Consider the following 21,268-nt stretch of genomic DNA (forward strand, 5'->3'; position numbering starts at 1 on the left):
ATCGTTTTCCGGTCATGACGTGGATGAGCAGCTTTGCGCAGAAAAAATATATTGCTCATTATGGGGTATCTCCGGATGAATTGTGGAATTTGCAGAACCCGAACGGCTCGTTCCAGATGCCAAGCTGCAAATATACGGGCGAAACAAAAAAGCCCGATAGTGAAGCCGGCTGGTATGATGAATTCGGTGTGGGCTGGAAAAGCGAGCCGGGAGATATCGGTGCGATCAACACTGCTGCGCCGATCAAAAATATTGAAGATATTAAAAAATACCAATTTCCTGATGTCCAGACAGAGTACTCCTTTGACGAGGCAGTCTCGCAGATAGCAAAACTGAATGGTTCATCTTTTTTGGCAGCGAACCAGGCATCGGGCACCTTCTTCAACAAATACCGCTTCCTGCGCGGATTTGAAGACGGGCTTGTCGACATGATGATAAACCAGAATGAAGTCGAATACCTGCTTGACCAATTGCTCGAATATCAGCTTGCCCTTGCAAGAAAATATATTGCCTGCGGGGTGAATGCCGTAAATACCGGCGACGATGTTGCGCTGCAGAAAGGTCTTGTAATAAATCCCGATGTCTGGAGAAAACTTATCAAGCCGAGACAAAAGATATTAAATGACCTGTATAAGTCCGCCGGATTGTATGTCATCCATCACTGTTGCGGCGACTGCCGCAGTATCATTAAAGATTACATCGAAACAGGGGTCGATTGCCTGAATCCTATACAGCCGGAGACCATGCCGATCGAAGATCTTGCAGATGAATTCGGTTCCGATCTGACATTCTATGGCGGCGTCGGCGTGCAGGGCGTCATGCAGAATGGCACGCCGAAGGATGTCGACAACGCAGTAAAAATAACCATACGTACGCTTGGTGCTCACGGACGCTATATCATCGGCGCTTCACATACCATTCAGGATTGCATCCCCGTAGAAAACGTGCATGCCTATTTTGAGGCGGTAGAAAAATATAATCAATGACCTTTGATCTGAAATAATTCCGGGAGTATCTGTATGAGATCGAACGATGCCATTGCATTCCTGCATGACCATTCCGTATTCTGGTCAAAACTCGGGTTCTGCTACGACCCGCCACGCATGGACAAGATTGGCAAACCTATTGTGTTCTTCGAGAACTTTGACCGCTTTTCAAAATTCCACCGCGACTTTGCCGATGCAGGCGTAAAAATCCATACGTCAATACTGTTCAACGGATGGATAGGCGTTGACCGCTACGACTATGAGCTCACCGACCGTGTGCTCGACGCCGTACTCAAAGGCAATCCTGACATCTTTTATATCCCAAGGATAAAACTCAACGTTCCGCTCGACTGGGGAAAGCAGAACCCCGAGGATGTTTTTGTGTATTACAACGGCCCGCGCGCAAAGGAAGAGATACGCAGTCTTGTCGGAACCGAAAAACATGATTATCTCGGGTATGAATCGGCGAACGGTTATTATACCGCCGGGGGCTGGAACGATGATCGTCCGAATGTCGGCGGGCTCATCTCGAATCAAAGTTTTTCGTCAAAGAAATGGCTCTCCGATGCCGGTATTGCCTTGCAGCGTCTGCTCGATCATCTTGAGAACGGGCCATACGGTAATCAGCTAATTGCCTATCACATTGCGTATGGGGCATGCGGTGAAACCTGCTTATGGGGAAGATCAAGCGGTAAACACGGCGACTACGGCATCAACAATCGCAGGGCTTTTTTCGATTGGGGCATGACGCGGTACGGTTCGATCGATGCCATGAGCAGTGCGTGGAGCATGCCGGGCCTTGACCGCGAAAATTGCGAACCGCCGTCACCTGAACGTCGTCAGCACAGCTCCTCTGCATTGCGGGATTTTCTCCGAGCGGACGATCGCATGTGCATCGATCATGATCTCTTCATGTCCGATGTAAATGTGAATGCGATCGAACACTTCGGAAAACTCGTCAAGGCACATACCGGTAATAAACCTGTCGGATGCTTTTACGGATATATGCTCGAGTGTTTTAATGCGTCGTATTCCGGGTGGCTCGGTATTGAACGCATTTTAAATTCCAAGTACGTTGATTTCATTGCCGCACCGAAATCGTACCGCCGATGCGAGGCGGGAGAGAGCGGCGGCGAGATAGGGCCGGCGCAGTCGATCAATCGCCGTAAATTATGGATGGATGAACTCGATAATCGAACGCATATCGCGCATGGCGTAGGAAGAGAATTCCCGAGCAGCACCATGGATGAAACGCGCACCGTCATGTGGCGGGAATTTGCCAAAAATATGGCGCATGGCTCAGGTTTCTGGTGGATGGACCTCGGCGGCGGCTGGTTCGATTCGCCTGATATCATGCAGGAGATCGCAAAAATTGAAAAAACAGCGAATGATATACGCCGGACGAAAGGAGCAAGCATAAGCGAGATTCTCCTGGTGGTCGACGAAGAAACGCAGTATCACCAGAATATGAATCACACCTTCCATCAAATGCTCATGCAGGACTATGTGCGCGAGGCGAACCTGTGCGGAGCACCGGTCGATATGTATCGGCTGGCAGATCTTGAGACATTGGATATGAGTCAATATCGTCTTATTATTTTTTTGAATACATTCGTCATTGAAAATCGCCAATGGGCTTTGATCGAAGATCGGATCCCCACACAGGCGACATTGCTTTGGAATTATGCCCCGGCGGTTCTGGGGCCGAAGCTCTCGCTGCAGAACGCAAGGGAGATAACCGGGTTCACCTTTCAGGAACGCTCCGGCGCACGGCTGCCGATCACGCCGTCTGCGGATGGATTGCTGCATGACACAGGTGAGATGAACATGCCCGCGGACAGTGCGGTCAATTTCCCCTTACTGGAAGTGCTCTGCCCTCACGACGAAACACCGCTCGCACGGTATTTGGACGGTGGCATCGCCGTTGCTTCGAGGGTGAATACTGGGCGACGGCATATCTACTCTGCCATGCCGCTTATGAAAGCTGAACATGTGCGAAAGATCGCGGAAACATCCGGCTGTCATATGTACGCACCGCTCAATTGTACCGTATATGCCGACAGCCGATTCATCGCCGTTTTTCCAAAAGTCACCATCGATGATGAACTCCGGCTGAAAGAACCTTCCCGTATGATCGAAGTCATAAGCGGCACACGCACGGAAACGAATGAAAAAATACCGCTTACTATGCAGCCGAAAAGTGCAGGTTTCTATATCCGATGAAAGTGTATCCAAGAAGCGATCCCGTACGCGGAAGATGAGAACGGGAACCGCAGCAAAGCCGGCTCACAATAAAAATATTCCGACGACAAGATAGAGCCCGAACAGCGCGGCGACCGTTGCGTAGATAGCCGTCCTCGCGAACGTCGTCATCGTGCTCGTCCCTCGAATAACACGCGGATACGCCCCGGCAGTGAACACCGCCGCCGCATACCCCGCCGCATGCATGAACACGATGAGGAACGCGCCAATGATGCTCGCCCTGCTCATGCGCATGGCTATCGCAACCGCCGGTGCGAGGAAGAGGAACGTGAAACGCCCGAAGGTGAGCCAGTAGAAGAAGCCGAGAAGGAATGTCGCGAGCGTACCGGTACGCTTCGCCGAGATGAGCCCTCTTCGCTCTATAAAGCGTGCTGCAATGAAGCCGATGATGATGCAGAGCATGCCCGCGGCGAATGCACCGTATACCGTTCTCGCGTACGGAATGAACGAAGCGAGAACGATAAGCCCACCCGACATGAATCCGGTGACAAGCACGCCGGCACCGAAAATGAATGCCGGTCGTACGGCGACACGCTCATGATCGATGCCGCCGATGATGCCGACCACGGACGATATGGCGGCGAGATGACGCACGCCGTGTACGAGGGCTGAGCAGAGACCCCAAATGAACGCGGCGGTCAGCGACGGCGCAAGGGAGTATATCTGTTGTATGTTTTCGATCATGACATCAATAGTATCTCAATTTCAATCCGCTGACAATAGCAGGATCATACGCGGGCGTGAACGACCGCTACTCCCGCAAGAAGAACACGCTTCGCCGTAAACGGCTCGCGTGCCATTATCCCGTCATAATGGAATAGAATACCACACAAGCCGATGGCCTTCAGGCCGTCGGCGCTTCCCTTGCCGTCAGCGCTGCCCTTCAGGGCTGCGCTTCGTAATCGGTCGGCACAAGAAATGTCGTATTACTCTTTCTCCGGCTTCTCCGGCATGAGTTTCTTTATCATCTCAGTGATCGATTCGATAGCCTTGGGATCGGTGATCGCGATCTTTCCGTCCTTGCCCGTGATGGTCGCCGTTACGTTCTTCATCATATCCGGTGTTACCGATGACATCATCCGCGCTGCGGCGTTCTGCATGGCACGCCGCCGTTCCTCATCGATCTGTTCGATCGCTTTTTGGATGAGATCGTTCACCGTCGAGACGATGAACTCCTCGAGCATGAGCTTGCGTTCCGGCGTCATGAGCGACGTATCGATGTCGATGCTTTTAAGCGAGAGTCTCGTCGACATGCGCGCGCGTACATGGTTCGCCGCGGAACTTCCTTCGATGATGCGCTCCTCGCCGTTCTGTACGGCATCACGAATGCCGCCGGTCAATGCGTTCAGGTTCTTTGCGATGTCGTCCAACATTATGTACCTACCAGGCCGGCGGTGATTGCACGAAGCGTTCGATGAGCGAGCCCGTGCGATAGAGCGCTTCCTTCGATATTTTATCGAGCGTATCTCCCTGCGTATGATGCCAGGCATACCCCATATCGATGATGTCGATGAAGGGGATGCCTTTCACCGCGAACGGTATATGATCGTCGATTATCTCGCCCGATGAGACTTTTACGAATTGCGAATATCCCATCGCCCGCGCCATGTCCCAGACAGCGGCGTACAGCGATGAGTATCGCGAATACGCGTATGACTCGTATCGATACACCGCTTTATCGCTCCCGATCATATCGAGGAGTATGCCGCAGTGCACCTTCGCTTTCGTCATATCGCTCCGTGCGGCGAAGGCGAGCGAACCCTGTATCCAGTCGGTATCGGTGAATGAGCGTGCGAATGAACCGTCATCTTCCATATCGAAGAACACGAGCATGACCGGATACGGCAGCTTTTTCCCGGGAAGCACACGCGCAAGCTCAAGGAGAACTCCTACCGCGCTCGCACCGTCATTCGCCCCTGCGATGGGGCCGCGCTTTGAGAGAAGCAGTTCCTTTTCCGCTATGCTCCGCGTATCATAATGCGCAGCGCAGATGATGTACTTCGCTCCCGCGCCGGGAATGACCGCGAAATAATTCTCGCCGCGTCGATCGGGGAAATACGGCGAGCGGAACGCATGTGTCTTCGGGGCAAGCCCGGCCTTACTGAGCGTATTGGTGATGTAACTTCGCAGTGAAAAATACGAGGTCGATCCGTAATGACGCGGACCCATATCGCATTGCGTCTTCACATGGGCGTATGCAACTTCGCCGGAGAACGACGCTGCGATAAGCGGCAGACAGAACGCCGCCGCGAGGAAAGCGGTGCGTATCATCCGTTCGCGGACACTTTCATGCGGTCGGCAAGTACCCGGCGTGCGCCGAGCTCGACTAACATCTGCACATCGAGGATGAAGCTTATCGTACCGTCGCCGAGTATGGTGGCACCGGCCACGCCGCGCGCGTTCGATATGCGGTCGCGCAGCGCCTTGATGACGATGTCCTGCTCGCCGAGGAGATTATCCACGATGAGCGCCACTTTCTTATCCTCGAACATAATGATGACCGCGTACATCGTCTCCGATTCGACGATGGTCTTTCGCGCGCCGATATTGAATATGTCCCTGAGCGCAACGGCGGATATGTACTCGCCGCGAAGATCGATGACGTTCATGCCTTCCACGTTGATGAAATCCGCGTTCGTAATGCGCATGGTCTCGACTATGCTTCCCACCGGAATGGAATAGAATTCCCCGCTCGCTTCAATAACGAGCGCTTCGATGATGGCGAGCGTCAGCGGTATGCGAAGCGTGAATACGGAGCCCTGCCCCCTCGCGGTCTCCACACCGATGCTGCCGTTGATCTTGTCGATGCTCTGTTTGACGACATCCATGCCCACGCCGCGCCCGGAGACGCTCGTGACCTTTTCCGCGGTCGAGAGCCCCGCATTGAATATGAGATCGATGGTCTCTTTTTCGGAGAGGCGCGCATCCTCGGCGATGAATCCTGCATGCACCGCGCTCTGGCGGACCTTGTCGAGGTCGATGCCCTTACCGTCATCGATTATCTTGACAACGATGAAATTCCCCTCATGCGAAGCGGAAAGCGTGAGCGTACCGGCGGCCTTTTTTCCCATGGCAGTGCGCACCGCAGCAGGCTCAATGCCGTGATCGATGGAGTTGCGAACAAGATGTATGAGCGGGTCGACGAGCATTTCAATGACGGATTTATCGAGTTCGGTGTCCTCGCCGATCATGACGAGCTCTATCTCCTTGCCGAGCTCACGCGAAAGGTCGCGCACGAGACGCGGGAAGCGGTTGAATATCTGGGATATCGGCACCATGCGTATCTTCATGACCGTTTCCTGAAGCTCGTTGGTCACCCGCGCGAGCATCTGATACGATGAGCGGAAGCGGTCGACGATGGTCTTGAGCGATACGCCCGCGGAGGACATCTGCTTGAGCATCTCGTTCAGGCGCTGGCTGTAGGCGATCTTCAATTCCTTCGCCGTCTTCTTATCGACGACACCGTCCAGCCGTGAAAGGAAATCGTTCATCATCTCGCGGAAGAACGCCTTGAACTGATTCGAAGCGATATTCACCTGATCGAGCGATGCGGCAAAGCCCTCATCATACCGCTGATAGGAGCTTTTATTGATGACGAGCTCGCCCACCTGATTGAGCATCTCATCGATGCGCTCGTTCTCCACGCGCAGGTAGCTCGCCTGGCGTTTCGCATCCTTATCCTTCTTCTCACCGGTATCCGTCGGGGAAGCGGCATCCACGACGGCGGCGGAATCTTCCTCAACGAGGATATGCTCCGTAACATCGGCGATGGCGCAGTAGCGCGAGACATCGTCGGCTGAGCGGTCGCAGCATACCAGATAGGTCACATGCGGATAGAACGTATCCGTTTCAAGTTCCTTGAGCGGCGGATTGGAATCGATGAGCGTGCCTATTTCCTTGAGCGCGACATAGACCTGCACGCCGCCGACCGTCTTCATGAGCGAATCGGCGAGGAACGACACATGCACGCGGTATATGTGCGCCCCCTTTTCGATGCAGGCGTTCATCTTCGCGCGCGCGGCATCATCGATGGGGACGGCGCGTTTCTCATGTGCCGCCGTATCGATCTTCCTCTCGGCAACCGGCGCACCCGACCCCGCGGCAAGACGCGCGCTCTTGAATTCCTCAAGCACCGCACAATCCGCCTTGCTGTCGCGCACGATATCCTTGCCGTCATTGGCGGTATGTATCATCTCTTTGAGGACATCTATCCCTTTGAGGAGTATATCCACCGTATCGGCATCGACCGATATCTTCTTTTCCCGAAGCGAATCGAGCAGGTCCTCGAAATGATGCGCATAGGACGCTATCGGCGTAAGATCGACGGCGCCGGCGCTCCCCTTGAGCGTATGCACCGCGCGGAAAATCTCGCTCACCGCGGCCATATCATTATGGTCCTTCTCAAGGACGAGGATATTCTCCTCGAGACGTTCTATCATCTCGAAGGCTTCGTCGAAGAAGTCCTTGCGAAGCGATTGGATGTATTCGTCGTCCTTAGCGCTCATGGCAGTAGTATATCCCAGTGTGTTTTAACCGTCAAGCACAGTGAATACAGTGTGCACCGAACATTCGTTCCTCGCACGAGGGAAGCCCCATTCCGTTAATGGGCCCACCACACATCGTTGAATCTCACCATATTCGTGGTCCCGGCAAAGATCCACATTTTATTGTTGAGAACCGCCGAGGCGGGCGATTGGCGTGCTGTGAACGCCGCGGCCACGGTCGTATTTTTCCAGGCGACACCGTCCGTTGAATACCAGATATCGTTCGTGACTCCCGTAGTACTCCCTCCGATGACCCACATCCTATTGTTAAATACAACGGCCGGCGAAAAGCGCACCGAAAATGCCGCCATGGACGTGACCAACGTCCAATTCGTACCGTCGGGCGTTGACCAGATGTCATTCGTTCCGGCAGCACCGACCAATCCGCCGATGAGCCACATCCGGTTATCATATACTACAACCGGATGGTAAGACCGGATCGCAAACCCTGCGTTGTTCGTCGCCAGCGTCCAATTTACGCCGTCGGATGAGTACCAGGCATCGTTCTTTGCTACCCCGTCGTTGCCGCCGACGACCCACATGCTGTTCTTGAACACCGCCGATGCAAAATATCTGCGGGCGGTAAATGCCGCATTACTGGTCGCCTGCGTCCAGCTTGCACCGTCAGTCGAATACCAGACATCATTCAGGTTGCCGGCATTATCCCCGCCGATGACCCACATCCTGCTATTGAACACGAGCGCGTTATGCGCGCATCTCGGCGGGAATGAGGCAGCGGCAGTCGCCTGAGCCCAAGCCGCCCCGTCAGTCGAATACCAAACGTCGTTCATTGTGACCGTATTACTCCCCGCGATTATCCACAGCTTCCCGTTATAGGCAAGCGCCGCGGTGTTTTGACGCGCTGAGAATGCCGCGGCGGCAGTCGCACGGAACCAGTTCGTGCCCGAGATGAAATTCGGGTTCGCTGGATCATAGGAATTCGTCCTGCCGATGGTATCGTTCATGCAGGAGATGAGTGCGAGTGAGATGGAACAGCCAACGATGATCATATATCTTTTTCGCATTTGCCAATAATACCATCAGACGGCATTCATCGCAACCGCACCAGCGGGAGAGTGTGTGACTTTCTATTATGGTAACGCAGCGAAATAATTGCAAAGGCCGGAATCAGCTGCCAGACACGAATTACACTAATTTCCACGAATCATTCGTGGTTATTCGTGCAATTCGTGTCTATCCCTCTTCACGCTCGATGACAGTGCCAGTGCGCTCGATTCAGCGTTACTCCTTTACCGTTCCAATCCGACTTCAGGTCAATACGCCCACCAGACATCTTTTGTCCAACCGACATCGAATCCGCAGATCACCCACATCTTGCCGTTAAACACGACCGACGCATGATGCCGCCGCCCGTGCAGGCAGGAATGCCGACGTCGTCGACTGGAACCAATTCTTACCGGAAACAAAATTCGGGTTCTGCGGATCGTAGGGATTCGTTCTGCCGGTAACGTCGTTCACACAGGAGTTGAGTAGAAGCAAAGCAGCGATAGCCGACAGGAAGATCGCTGATCCTTTCATTACCATGACCGCATGATTATGTTCATAAGTACCACCCACCGACACCTTCAGTATATCCCCCGCTGTGCCTATCGTCAAGATGCATATTGAGGTGTTGCGCAAAGAAAGAACAAGGGGTCATGACCCCTTGTTCTCAGCGATCCCGATGACGTAATATCGTTCGCAATCCTATTCGCAGCTGGTGATCGGTGTTTTCGCAACAGTCTCCATAGATAATTCTCCATAGATTTTTGACAATTCCGGTGCAAGCGGTTATAATGGAAGATATCGATCGCGAAGGAGATCTCCCTCATGGCCATACTTGTCGCCGGCGGCGCCGGATATATCGGTTCGCATACGGTGCAGGAACTCCTCGATGCGGGAAAAGACGTCGTTATCATCGACTCTCTCGAATACGGCCACAAGAAGGCCATGCTCGCCAATAAGTTCTATCAGGGTTCGATAGCCGATGCGGCGCTGCTCAAACGCGTGTTCTCGGAGAACTCCATCGATGCGGTGATGCATTTCTGCGCGTACATCGAGGTCGGAGAGAGCGTCACCAATCCGCAGAAGTATTACAAGAACAATATCATCGGCGGGCTCACGCTCCTCGAGGCCATGCTCGCCGCGAACGTGAAAAAATTCGTCTTCTCCTCCACAGCAGCGGTGTTCGGGCAGCCGGAGACCGTGCCTATCACCGAGAATGAGCGCACTGCGCCGACGAATCCCTACGGTGAGACGAAGCTCGCCTTCGAGCGTATCCTGAAATGGTACGGCGAGGCCTACGGGCTTAACGCGGTGGTGCTCCGCTATTTCAACGCCTGCGGTGCGCACGAGAAGGGCCATATCGGTGAGGACCATACGCCGGAGTCGCATCTCATTCCGCTCATTCTGCAGGTACCGCTCGGCAAGCGCCCGTCGATAAAGATATTCGGCGACGATTATCCCACAAAGGACGGGAGCTGCGTACGCGATTATGTGCATGTGAGCGATCTCGCGAGCGCCCATGTGCTCGCGGTCAACCATCTCCTCTCCGGCGGCGAGAACCGCACGTACAATCTCGGCAACGGGGTAGGCTTCTCGGTGAAAGAGGTCATCGCCATTGCGCGAGAGGTGACGGGTCACGCGATACCGGCGGAGACCGTCGCACGCCGCGCCGGGGACCCGGCCACGCTTGTTGCCGGAAGCGACAAGGTGAAAAAGGAATTCGGATGGAAGCCGCGCTTTCATGACCTCAAAACCATCATCGGCTCGGCGTGGAACTGGCACAAGAACAACCCGAAGGGATACAATGACCGCTGAGGATAATCGATGAAACGTATTTTTGCCATCGTTCTCACAGCGATCACCGCCGCTGCAACGCTCCCCGCGAAGGATACCGTGCTGCTCCTGCGTTTCTTCAACGGCACGGAATACAGCGGGATATGGAATATCTCGAGCGGCCTGACATCGATGTTCAACGAAGAACTGACCGTGAGCGGGAAATTCAATGTCATCGAGAAGAACCTCTTCTCACTGTACGGCACGGACACGAAAAAGCTCGACGATGCCGGCAAGCTCGCCGAGATGGGGAAGTCGGTCGGCGCCCGGTACGTCATACACGGCGTCATCAATGAATTCGCGGTGCGCGGCACCGGCCTTATCTCGCCGGGCATCGGCGGCGGCGTCTACTACAACAGCATCGTGCGATGCACCATAAAAACGCTCCGCGTTGCCGACAATCAGCTGAAAATACTTGAAGCGAAAGGGTTCATACACAGCGTCGATGTGGGGCTTACCATACTCGGCGGACCGAGCGAAAGCGAGAATATCGATGCCGGTTCGCTCATGTCGCGTCTGGAAAAGGCGCGCTTCGGTTCGGACGCGTACAAGCGCACGATCATCGGACAGGCGACGGTGACCTGTGTAACCGATTTCGCCGCCCAGTTCAACCGCATCTTCCCCGTGGAAGTGACGCCGGTCGATGCGCGCATCATGCTCGTCGACGGCTCCTCGATGTATGTGAACGTCGGGTTCGATGCGAACATACGCGCGGGCTACCGGTTCGCCGTGTACCGCCGCGGGGAGGCCATTCTCGACGACAGGACAAAGGCCGTGCTCGGCTACCGCGACATCGACGTCGGAGAAATAGAGATCGTCGAAGTGAAAGCGGCGAGCTTCTCGCGCGCAAAAGTGATCACGCAGATCAAGCCGTTCCAGAAAGGCGATTCCCTGCGCATCATCCGGAAGAACATCGATGAAGAAAAGAAAACCGAATAAACGCCCCGCTGTATTGTTCGATCTTGACAATACGATAACCCATATCGATACCATCATCCCGTTCCTGTCGTTCTATGCAAAACGCCGCCCCGCACGCATACCGCGCATCATCGGCGCCGTGCTCGCATCGCTCCTCGCCGTACCGCGCATCATCTCAAACGAGCGCATGAAGCGCATCATGAGCTCGATATTCCGCGGCGAGAACGCGGACGATCTCGCATCGCTCGGAGAGGATTTCGCGCTGACGGTGAAGCCGCTCTATCTCCCCGATGCGCTTGCCGCGATAGCGCGTCACCGTGCCAAAGGGCATATCCTCGTGCTCGTGAGCGCATCGTATGAGTTCTATCTCACGCATATCGCGCGCGATCTTGGTTTCGATCATGTCATCGGCAGCGTGCTCTGGCGCCACGGGAACACGATAACGGGAACGCTCTACGGGAAGAACTGCCGCGGGAACGAGAAAGTGCTCCGCCTTCGCACCGAGCGGTTCATGACGGGCATCGATCTCGCACGCTCATACGCGTACGGGGACAGCGTGACCGACGCGCCCATGCTTTCGCTCGTGAAAAATGGCATCGCCGTCAATCCCGGCACCGCGCTCACGCGCCTGGCGGCATCGAACGGATACTCCATCGTACGCTGGGAACGCCGATGATAAATGACGAGATAGATGCGCTCCTTAAGGCGGGCAAAACACCAGAAGCGCTCACACGCGCCCTTGACCATGTGCGTGCCAACCCCAGGGATGCGGACGGCTATCTCGCGCTCTCCGATGTGTATATCGAAAAGGAAGATTACGCCTCGGCCACCGTTGCCGCGAGCGATGCGTACCGCGTGAACCCGCGGAGCGCAAAGGCGCTTGAGACGCTCGGCTGGCTCTACCTCACCGACGGGAACATACCGCTCGCCGAGAAACATTTCACCGAATCCGTACGCGTCGATGAGCAGAACGCCTTTGTCTGGGGCAATCTCGGCATCATCGCATCGATGGGCAAGGACCACGAGCTCGCCGAGCGGCGGTATAAGAAGGCGATAGCCATAGACAAGGACGATGCGACCGCGTGGGTGAACCTCGGGGTGACTTATACCGAATCGGGGCGGGACACCGACGCGCTTGACGCATTCGCAAAAGCAAAGGCCCTGCGATCGAAGGACGTCCGCGTGGCGGCCTATATCGATCATATCAACCGGCGTACGGCGAACATGTCCTACGGGAAGCTCATAACCCTTCCGGTAACACCCGCACTCTTCACCGTATCCGTGCCCGAGGACTGGGATTCCGGTCTCGACGGGAATGTCGTACGCGTACAGTCGGGGGACAAACGCTCGATGCTCCTCATATCGATACGAAGCGGCTCGGCGGCAACGCTCGCCGGCGAGATGGAGACGTTCCGGACCGCACGGCGGTCGATACGGGTCGTGAGCCCGCTCTCCGAGGAGACGAAGGGCGCCGAGCGCATCGCACGCATGGCCTTCATTGCCGCGGAAAAAGACGGCGAGGTGTTCTACGCGCTTGCCGGCCACAGCTACGGGACGCGCATCGTGGAGGCGACGTTCTCAAGCTCACACCCGTATTCGGAATCGCTCGCCGCGCTCTCGAAAAAGATACTCGCCTCGCTCACCGCACGCTCGGAGCACATCGCATGAACCCATTGCTTCGCATCGTCATCATCGTGCTCATCGTACTCGGCGTCATCGTGCTGTCATTGTTCTCGTTCGTAAAGCTCCGCCACGGGATTTTCGTGATAAGCCGCATCGAGGTGATAGGCTGCGAGACCATTGAAGCGCCGCATGTCGTATCGCTCGCCGGCATACGCGCGGGTCACAGCCTCCTCTTCCTTTCATCCGGGGCGGTGAAACGCGCCGTGGAGACAGGCGACCCGCTCATAACCGTGGCCGCTATCCACAAGAAATTCCCCGACACGGTGATAATACGCATCCGCGAACGGACGGCGGTGGCGATAGTGCGAACGGAGCGCATGCTCGCCGAGGCATCCGCCGACGGTCATGCGATACGTGATTCGATGCATGTCTTCGATCTGCCGGTGATAAGCCGTTTCCCCTCCGAGCTCTCCAACGGCATGTTCATCGATGCGACGCTGTTGACGACGCTAACGCTTTTCGGTGAGCTACGGAGCACCGACCGTGCGCTCTACGACATTATCTCCGAAATATCATATTCCGGCGATGAGGCACGCGTGTATCCGCGCCATTTCAAGCTCACCGCCCTTGTCAAGAACCCCGCCGACCGGGAGACGCTCAAGAAGCTCCAAGCCATACTCGTCATGCTCCGCGAAAAGCGCCAACGCGCCGAGGTCATCGATCTCAGGTTCAAGGATGCGGTGATACGGCAGGTCAGCACACACTATTGATACACCGGACGAAACAGTCTCTAATTGCATTTTGCCCCATATACTATATTATTCACCTCAGTCCCGTTCATGCGCCAAGCGCTGACAAGCGCTGGCAAGGAGTCCGCATGGATATCTCAACATTGATACGCGATGTCCCCGACTATCCGAAACCCGGCATCATATTCAAAGATATAACCCCGCTCTGGAAGGATAAGACCGGATTCGCACAGTCGATACGCGACCTTGCGGGAAAATTCAAGAACGACAGGATAGATGTGGTGGCAGGTGCGGAAGCGCGGGGATTCCTCGTCGGCGCACCGGTGGCATACGAGCTCGGCGTGGGCTTCGTGCCTGTGCGTAAACCGAAAAAACTCCCGTACAAGCATATCTCCGTAAGCTACGAACTCGAATACGGCACCGATACCATCGCGATACATGCGGATGCCGTCGCCAAAGGCCAGCGCGTGCTTATCATCGATGATCTCATCGCTACCGGCGGCACGGTCGCAGCGATGACCGAACTTGTTGAAAAGCTCGGCGGCGTTGTGGCCGGCATCGGCTTCATCATCGAGCTCGGCTTCCTCAAGGGACGCGAAAAGATATCGAGGTATCGGATAGAATCGCTCATCACGTATTAACGCATGGAACCGTACTCGCTCTCCGGGGCAACGATAGTCACTCCGTCGGAATGCATGGCCGATTCGTCGGTTCGCGTCCGCGGCAATAACATCGACGCGGTCGATGAAAAAGCGGAATTCGATCTTCCGCTCAAAGACACGACCATATCGCCCGCATTCATCAATGCGCATGATCATCTCCTCGGCACCTATTGGCCGAAAGTGGGGCACGGCCCCTACCCTACCTGGCGTGAATGGGACATCGACCTCAAGGCTTCCGACGTATACAAGGAACGTTCGAAAATATCGAATGAGGACCTCTATCTCCTCGGCTCGTTCAGGAATCTCATATCCGGCGCGCTCACCGTTTCCGATCATGTCCCGCACACGCTCAATGATCCGCTCATACCGAAAATGCCCGTCCGTATCATCAGGGATTATGCCCTCGCCCATGAGGTGTCACGATACGACTTGAAGTGGGGCGATGGCGTCGCAAAGGAGCATGCGAAGGCCGTAGCGAAAGATATTCCGTTCATCACCCATATCGAGGAAGGGTTCGATGAGGAAAGCAAGCGCGGCATAGACAAGCTCATACGCGATAAGGCGCTTTCCGATCATACCGTTCTTGTCCATGGACTCGCCCTTTCGGCGGCAGATACCAAAGCCATTGCCCGCGCACAGGCGCATCTCGTCTGGTGCCCGACGTCCAATATGTTCATGTTCGACCGCACGGGGGACGTGCGCGCATGGAGAAAGAACGGCATAAACGTCTCGCTCGGCACCGATTCGCCGATGTCCGGCGGCATCAATATACTCGAGGAAATGCGCTTCGCACGCGATACCTATGCCGCCCGGTACGGGGAAACGCTCTCCGACCGGGATATCGTCGCCATGGTAACCGTTAACCCGGCAAAAGCGCTCAGGCTTACGGGCCTTGGAACCCTTGAAAAAAACGCTACAGCTGATATAATCGCCGTGAACGGCACGGGCGGCTATCGGGCCTTAGTTAATGCAGGATTGCGTGATATTCGCCTTGTCATTCATGAGGGGCGTCCGGTATACGGCGACGAAATGTGCATACCGCTGTTCGAGCAATGTTCGGTGAAGTATGCCCGTATACGGGTCGCGGGAGTAGCAAAAGTGACGTCATACGACATCACCGGGCTTCTTTCACGGATACGCACTTCGGCAGGGTATTCAAAAGAACTGCCGTTTCTGCCGATATATTAAGGAACAGGGTCAACAATGCCGCAAGCGCGAGTCTATAAAACCGGTTCCGTCATCTACTTCGTCGGTGACAAGGCACAGTACGTCTATATCCTCAAGCAGGGCGTAGTGCAGAGCATACATCTCTCCGTGGAGACCGGCGAAGAGACCCGGGAAATAGTCAAAGTAGGCGAATTCTTCGGGGTAAAAAGCGTGCTCGGTTTCTACCCGCAGGAAGAGACCATGCAGGTATTGTCCAACTCATCCGTCGTCCTCCTTACCCCCATCGAATTCGAATCACTCGTCAATCAGAGCACCGGCATCATCATCAAGATGCTCAAGGTATTCTCCAATCAGCTCCGCCGCATCAACAGGAAAGCGCGGTCGATACTCACCGATACGGGCGATATCTCAAGTTCGGAACTCGAGATATTCAAGGTCGGAGAGGTCTATTTGGGAAAGAAACGGTACAAGGAAGCGATATACGCGTACACACGCTATCTTCAGTATGCCGGCGATAGCGCTCAGTTCGCGGCAGTTGCGCGCAAGAAGATGGCCGAATGCAAGGCAAGTCTCGGCATGGAACTGTCTCAGGCCGAGATGGCGGCACGCGAAGAGGAAGCGCCGTCGATATCGATATCCGGCGACGCACCGAGCGATGATTTCGGACTTGGCCCCACCGCATCCGAAGCGCCGAGCATCGGCATCGATTTCGACACCCCGGCGGATGCGCCGAAGGCGAGCCCTTCCGCAGCTTTCAATTTCGACGATGTGCCCACCGCCGCACCGAAGCCCGCGCCGAAGGCGGAACCGTTCGATATTAAAAAGGGATATTATAACGGGCTCAGCATGTTCTCGCAGGGAAAATATGCCGAGGCGCTCGCCGCGTTCAAGGAAGTGACGGTGCAGAAGCAGGTGCCGACGGCCGATTTCCCGCTCATAGAGAAATCGTATTTTGAGATCGGGCGCTGCCTTCACAAGATGAAGAAATATCCCGAGTCGGTGGGCGCACTCGCCGACTTCGTGAAAAAATATCCGGATTCAGAGACCATGCGCGAGGGCATCATCGTCATCGGACAGGTACACGAGGATATGGGACAGATGCAGAAGGCCGCCGCCTACTACACCAAGGTATCGCAGATGACGCCCAAGGACGATTTCACACGGCGCGCGGGCAAGCTCCTTGAAGCGGTCAAAGGGAAGATGTAACCGATGGACCTTTCAATATTCGACAAATACGCGAAGGTATGGGATGCCAGCGAGATAATCTTCTTAGAGTACGAACCCGGCGATAAATTCTATCTGATACAGACGGGCAAGGTCAAGATCGTCAAGATCATCGGTGATATCGAAAAGAACATCGACATACTGCTCCCCGGCGACATCTTCGGCGAGATGGCCATACTCGAGCAGCAGCCCCGAAGCGCCACTGCCATAGCCGCGGAACGCTCGCGCCTCCTCGAATTCACGAAGGAGAATTTCGAGATAATACTCAAGGGCAACCCCGCCCTTGCGCTGAAGCTCCTTAAGGTCTTCTCCAAACGGATATTCGATGCGAAGCGCCGGCTCATGATACTGCAGCTCCCGGAACCGGAATACCGTGTGGCGGACTGCCTCCTCATGTTCGCGGAACAGGCGAACATCCCGCGCGATCAGTACGTGCATGAGCAGGAATTCTCGGCGACCATCGAGGACGTTGCGAACTGGTGCGGGCTTGCCCCGGCCGAGGCGCAGAAGCTCCTCGCGAATTTCCTGAAGACCGGCAAGCTCGAGATATTCGAGAAGCGCATCGTGGTGAAGAATCTCAATGAATTCCAGCGCATGATCGACATGAAACGCAATAAGAAACAGTAACGCGCACATCGATCGAAGGTAAGGACGGGACGTATGCTGCCGATCACAAAAGACGGGTACCAGCGGCTTAAGGAAAAGCTCAAAAGCCTCAAGGATGAATTCGCCCGCATGCCGGCGATAATCGCCGAGGCGCGCGCACGCGGCGACCTCTCGGAGAACGCGGAATATCATGCCGCACGCGAACGGCAGGGCATGCTCCAGGCACATATCGCGAAGATAGAGACGGACCTGACGAACATGCAGATCATCGACCCGGCAACGCTCCCCAAGGATATCATCACGTTCGGCAAGACCGTGAAGCTCAGGAACACGGAGAACGGCGAGGAAATAACCTATCATATCGTTGGGGAATCGGAAGCCGATATTTCGAAGAACGAGATAACCGTGACGACGCCGATAGCAAAGGGCCTCCTCACAAGAAAGCAGGGCGACACCGTGGTCATACGCGTGCCCGCCGGCGAGAAGAAATACACGATAATAGGCATCAGCGTGAACGTATGAAAGCGGCGGTAAGCGATATCATCTCCTCGGGCGCGTCCTTCACGCTCCGTGCGCAGGCGGTAAGCGGCGACGGCAGGGCGCTGGCCCCCGCCGGGACGAAGGTGAATCCGTCGATAGCCGGATCGTTCGCCGCAAGCGGTGCGGTGACCATCGATGTCCTCTCGTCGGCCGAAGGGATAGCGGCGCTCTCACGCGTCAACCCCGCCGCGTACCGAAAGCCCTATGCCGTGGAAACACCCGCCGTCATCGACCATATGTGCGATATACTCGAACGCGTATCATCCGTATGCGAACGCAAACGGTATCTCATCGCGGCCGAGGACATCACCGACGCGAAAGGCAAAGAAGTGCTCATCCCCTACGGCGAAACGATAACGCGCGAGACATGGGCGAACATATCCCGAGAGCTCGATCAGCGTCGCCCCTACGCGTACCGCCCCAACGAAGTGGGCATCATCGTGCTCATCGATCTTCGCCCCCGCGGCGACGATTATCTCAAGCGATTTTACAAGAACTCCGACCTCGTCACCACGCTCGTCGGCCGGCGCGATGCGAACCGCCTCGTCGTCTCCCCCGACATGTCAGCCTCCGATGTCCATGTCGTCGACAGCCACGAGGAGCTTGTCCGCACGTACAAGGGATCCGATACCCGTCTCGTCGTCGTCGGCGAGGCGCTTTCCCCCGAATACAAGAAGGCATTGGGTGAGATAAAACGCTTTGACAGCTACGCGCGTTTCATGCTCGCGGTGAACATCGACCATACGCAGACGATGGAATTCCTCAAGCAGGTCGCGCTCAATTATCACCGCAACCCCTGGCAGAAGGCGGCGTAACTGCATGATCGCCTTCCCGGTAAAAACGAATGCACGCGTTGCGATGATCGATATCACGAGCGCCGTACGCGATGCGATAGCGAAGAGCACGGTCAGGAACGGCATCGCCCTCGTCTTCGCACCGCACACCACCGCCGCGATAACGATAAACGAGAATGCCGACCCCGACGTCGTCTCCGACATCGTGCGGACGGTGGACAGGGTAGCCCCGCGGGACAACGCCTATCGCCACAGCGAGGGGAATTCCCAGGCACACATCATGTCATCGCTTATCGGCGCGAGCGAACAGGTGATCATCGAGGACGGCACGATGGCGCTCGGCACCTGGCAGGGCATCTATTTCTGCGAATTCGACGGACCGCGCAGCCGCACCGTCTATGTGCAGGTAGCGGGAGCCCCCCATGCCGTTTAACGTCGATCCGCGGCGCCAGCGTCCGCGCGTGTATTTCAACGGCAAGGAAGTGCAGATCGAGACCGACTCCGGGCATAAGAGCGCTGCGCAGCTCATGGACCTCTCCGTCCTCGGCATCGGCGTTGTATCGTCCGCAGGATATTTCGAAGGCGACAAGGTCGATATCAGCTTCGATGCGTTCGACCATCACTTTCATCTCTCCGGCGAAGTGAAACGCGTGACCGGCAAGGAACTGTACATCAAATTCGGACAGCTCACGAGCGATGAGGCCGAATTCATAACACAGATAGTCGAGCAGCACGGCTCGATGAAACGCCCGCCGAAAGTCATCCGCTGAAGGACCGTAATCCCCGCCAAGGAAGAACCAATGACCGTCAATGAGATAACTGAACAACTCGCACAGATAAAAAATGAATTGACCGTGCTCCGGGGGTATCTTTGACCCGGACCGCATACATGCGCGCGTACGCGAGATAGATACGCTCTCAGAAACGGCCGACTTCTGGAACGATAACGCCAGGGCGCAGAAGCTCATGCAGGAGCGCACCACCCTCATCGATTCGATAGCGCCTGTTGATGCGGTGTTCACCGACATCGGCAACCTCACCGAGCTCATGACGCTCGCGAAAGCGGAGAACGACGCATCGATGGAAGCGGAGATAGAGAAGGAATTCCTCACGATACGCGCCGCATACAAGGTCATCGAGACGCGCAATCTCTTCTCAGGGGAATTCGACCGCAACAATGCGTACTTCTCGATAAACGCCGGCGCCGGCGGTACCGAATCGTGCGACTGGGTATCGATGCTGCTCCGCATGTACATGCGCTTCTGCGAATCAAAGGGCTTCTCCATCGAATTGGTCGACGAGATGCCGGGCGACGAAGCGGGTATACGCAAGGTCGAGCTCTACATCGCGGGCCCCTATGCGTACGGGTATCTGCGCGCGGAGATAGGCGTGCACCGCCTTGTGCGCATATCACCGTTCGATTCCAATGCGCGCCGCCACACATCGTTCGCCGCGGTTGCCGCCATGCCGGAACTCGACGACAGCATCGACATAGAGATAAACCCTGCTGACATACGGGTGGACACCTACCGCGCATCGGGTGCCGGCGGACAGAAAGTGAATAAAACATCCTCGGCGATACGCATCACGCATATACCGACGAATATCGTCGTTACCTGCCAGAACGAACGCAGTCAGTACCAGAACAAGGACCGCGCGATGAGCATGTTGAAGGCAAAGCTCTATCAGGCGGCAAAAGAAAAACAGGATATGGAAAAAGCGGCCATTGCCGGCGAAAAAAAGGATATCGCCTGGGGGCATCAGATACGAAGCTATGTGTTCCAGCCGTATCAGATGGTAAAGGACCTGCGCACCGACCACGAAGTGGGCAATATACAGTCGGTAATGGACGGGAAGATAGAGGAATTCATATACGCGTATCTCAAAATGGGCGTATCGGAGAGGTCATCGTCGTAGGATATCGTACGCGTCGGATCTCCGGATGCCGTGCCGCATACGCACCTCACTGAAATACTCATGTGCAGCAGGCACGCCCCCGCTCGACTATCGGCGATAGCACAGCGGGAGAATACACGCATTATCGGGGCCGATAGTCCGCGGTCAGGGGACGTCGCTATGCACCGTAACGACGACGACGGTGAGATCGTCGGAAAGCGGCGCGCCGCCGCGGTGTGCGGTATGCGCCGCCACGATACGTTTGACAATATCGCTCGCGGGTTCGGAAGCGGGCGCATCGCACATCACCTGCGATATACCGTCGATGCCGAATTCCTTCCCGTCGGCGGACTTCGTTTCGATAAGGCAGTCGGTAAAAAGCACGAACGTATCACCGGCCTCCAAGGCAATATGGTACTCACGGTTCGTTTCTTCAAAGAATTCTATCATGCCTTCATG

Annotated in this window: 23 protein-coding genes; 16 read left to right on the top strand and 7 right to left on the bottom strand. The window is 55.6% G+C overall.

The genetic code is table 11. The annotated features are described in order from the left end of the window. A partial coding sequence (locus tag AABZ39_20650; protein ID MEK6797197.1) for a uroporphyrinogen decarboxylase family protein occupies positions 1 to 986 on the top strand: 986 nt, incomplete at its 5' end. Positions 987 to 1,019: 33 nt separating this feature from the next. Then, entirely contained in the window at positions 1,020 to 3,209 is a 2,190-nt protein-coding gene (locus AABZ39_20655; protein MEK6797198.1) for a hypothetical protein, read from the top strand. 63 nt (positions 3,210 to 3,272) lie between these two features. Here AABZ39_20655 and AABZ39_20660 read toward each other — a convergent pair whose 3' ends face one another. The 6 genes from AABZ39_20660 to AABZ39_20685 all read right to left on the bottom strand — a co-directional run bounded on the left by AABZ39_20660 (position 3,273) and on the right by AABZ39_20685 (position 9,331). Then, positions 3,273 to 3,932 carry a hypothetical protein gene (locus AABZ39_20660; GenBank protein ID MEK6797199.1) on the bottom strand — a complete coding sequence of 220 codons (660 nt, stop codon included), beginning with the start codon at positions 3,930 to 3,932 and terminating at the stop codon, positions 3,273 to 3,275. Positions 3,933 to 4,174: 242 nt separating this feature from the next. Further along, on the bottom strand, positions 4,175 to 4,621 hold the full coding sequence (locus AABZ39_20665; GenBank protein ID MEK6797200.1) for a YbaB/EbfC family nucleoid-associated protein: 447 nt from the start codon (positions 4,619 to 4,621) through the stop codon (positions 4,175 to 4,177). A gap of 7 nt (positions 4,622 to 4,628) precedes the next feature. Continuing rightward, the gene (locus tag AABZ39_20670) at positions 4,629 to 5,519 is read right to left on the bottom strand and encodes a M28 family peptidase (GenBank protein MEK6797201.1); all 891 of its coding nucleotides are present in this window, start codon (positions 5,517 to 5,519) and stop codon (positions 4,629 to 4,631) included. After that, entirely contained in the window at positions 5,516 to 7,753 is a 2,238-nt protein-coding gene (locus AABZ39_20675) for a chemotaxis protein CheA (GenBank protein MEK6797202.1), read from the bottom strand. Before AABZ39_20675 ends, AABZ39_20670 begins: the two co-directional genes overlap by 4 nt. Before the next feature lie 95 nt (positions 7,754 to 7,848). Next, entirely contained in the window at positions 7,849 to 8,757 is a 909-nt protein-coding gene (locus AABZ39_20680) for a hypothetical protein (protein MEK6797203.1), read from the bottom strand. Between the two features lie 376 nt (positions 8,758 to 9,133). Beyond that, complete coding sequence (locus tag AABZ39_20685; protein MEK6797204.1) at positions 9,134 to 9,331, bottom strand: hypothetical protein; 198 nt, start codon at positions 9,329 to 9,331, stop codon at positions 9,134 to 9,136. A gap of 291 nt (positions 9,332 to 9,622) precedes the next feature. On the opposite strand from AABZ39_20685, the gene galE reads away from it, so the two are divergent. The 14 genes from galE (at position 9,623) to prfB (ending at position 20,830) form a co-directional block, all read left to right on the top strand. Continuing rightward, entirely contained in the window at positions 9,623 to 10,612 is a 990-nt protein-coding gene (gene galE / locus AABZ39_20690) for a UDP-glucose 4-epimerase GalE (GenBank protein ID MEK6797205.1), read from the top strand. Positions 10,613 to 10,621: 9 nt separating this feature from the next. Then, positions 10,622 to 11,569 (top strand): CsgG/HfaB family protein, encoded by a 948-nt coding sequence (locus tag AABZ39_20695; protein ID MEK6797206.1) that lies wholly within the window; start codon positions 10,622 to 10,624, stop codon positions 11,567 to 11,569. Further along, the gene (locus AABZ39_20700; GenBank protein MEK6797207.1) at positions 11,547 to 12,224 is read left to right on the top strand and encodes an HAD-IB family hydrolase; all 678 of its coding nucleotides are present in this window, start codon (positions 11,547 to 11,549) and stop codon (positions 12,222 to 12,224) included. Before AABZ39_20695 ends, AABZ39_20700 begins: the two co-directional genes overlap by 23 nt. Beyond that, positions 12,221 to 13,216 (top strand): tetratricopeptide repeat protein, encoded by a 996-nt coding sequence (locus AABZ39_20705; protein MEK6797208.1) that lies wholly within the window; start codon positions 12,221 to 12,223, stop codon positions 13,214 to 13,216. Before AABZ39_20700 ends, AABZ39_20705 begins: the two co-directional genes overlap by 4 nt. Further along, positions 13,213 to 13,941 carry an FtsQ-type POTRA domain-containing protein gene (locus tag AABZ39_20710; GenBank protein ID MEK6797209.1) on the top strand — a complete coding sequence of 243 codons (729 nt, stop codon included), beginning with the start codon at positions 13,213 to 13,215 and terminating at the stop codon, positions 13,939 to 13,941. The genes AABZ39_20705 and AABZ39_20710 overlap by 4 nt, the downstream gene beginning before the upstream one ends. Before the next feature lie 107 nt (positions 13,942 to 14,048). Further along, entirely contained in the window at positions 14,049 to 14,561 is a 513-nt protein-coding gene (locus AABZ39_20715; GenBank protein MEK6797210.1) for an adenine phosphoribosyltransferase, read from the top strand. A 3-nt stretch (positions 14,562 to 14,564) separates the two neighbouring features. Next, a complete protein-coding gene (locus AABZ39_20720; GenBank protein ID MEK6797211.1) occupies positions 14,565 to 15,770 on the top strand; it encodes an amidohydrolase family protein in 1,206 nt (401 codons plus the stop codon). Between the two features lie 15 nt (positions 15,771 to 15,785). Further along, entirely contained in the window at positions 15,786 to 16,955 is a 1,170-nt protein-coding gene (locus AABZ39_20725) for a tetratricopeptide repeat protein (GenBank protein MEK6797212.1), read from the top strand. A 3-nt stretch (positions 16,956 to 16,958) separates the two neighbouring features. After that, positions 16,959 to 17,600 carry a Crp/Fnr family transcriptional regulator gene (locus AABZ39_20730; protein MEK6797213.1) on the top strand — a complete coding sequence of 214 codons (642 nt, stop codon included), beginning with the start codon at positions 16,959 to 16,961 and terminating at the stop codon, positions 17,598 to 17,600. A gap of 33 nt (positions 17,601 to 17,633) precedes the next feature. Further along, complete coding sequence (gene greA, locus AABZ39_20735) at positions 17,634 to 18,101, top strand: transcription elongation factor GreA (GenBank protein ID MEK6797214.1); 468 nt, start codon at positions 17,634 to 17,636, stop codon at positions 18,099 to 18,101. Continuing rightward, positions 18,098 to 18,934, top strand: coding sequence for a hypothetical protein (locus tag AABZ39_20740; protein MEK6797215.1), 837 nt, complete (start codon positions 18,098 to 18,100; stop codon positions 18,932 to 18,934). The genes greA and AABZ39_20740 overlap by 4 nt, the downstream gene beginning before the upstream one ends. Before the next feature lie 4 nt (positions 18,935 to 18,938). Then, entirely contained in the window at positions 18,939 to 19,346 is a 408-nt protein-coding gene (locus AABZ39_20745; protein MEK6797216.1) for a secondary thiamine-phosphate synthase enzyme YjbQ, read from the top strand. Continuing rightward, positions 19,336 to 19,683, top strand: coding sequence for a PilZ domain-containing protein (locus AABZ39_20750; GenBank protein ID MEK6797217.1), 348 nt, complete (start codon positions 19,336 to 19,338; stop codon positions 19,681 to 19,683). The genes AABZ39_20745 and AABZ39_20750 overlap by 11 nt, the downstream gene beginning before the upstream one ends. Before the next feature lie 30 nt (positions 19,684 to 19,713). After that, positions 19,714 to 20,830 (top strand): peptide chain release factor 2 gene (prfB, locus tag AABZ39_20755; GenBank protein MEK6797218.1). Its coding sequence is split into 2 segments (ribosomal slippage): positions 19,714 to 19,785 and positions 19,787 to 20,830, totalling 1,116 coding nucleotides; the frame shifts between segments, so codons are not numbered across the junction. Positions 20,831 to 20,974: 144 nt separating this feature from the next. Here the strand turns inward: prfB and AABZ39_20760 are convergent. Further along, a partial coding sequence (locus AABZ39_20760) for a SpoIIE family protein phosphatase (GenBank protein MEK6797219.1) occupies positions 20,975 to 21,268 on the bottom strand: 294 nt, incomplete at its 5' end.

This window comes from Spirochaetota bacterium (genome assembly GCA_038043445.1).
Taxonomy (GTDB): Bacteria; Spirochaetota; Brachyspiria; order Brachyspirales; family JACRPF01; genus JBBTBY01.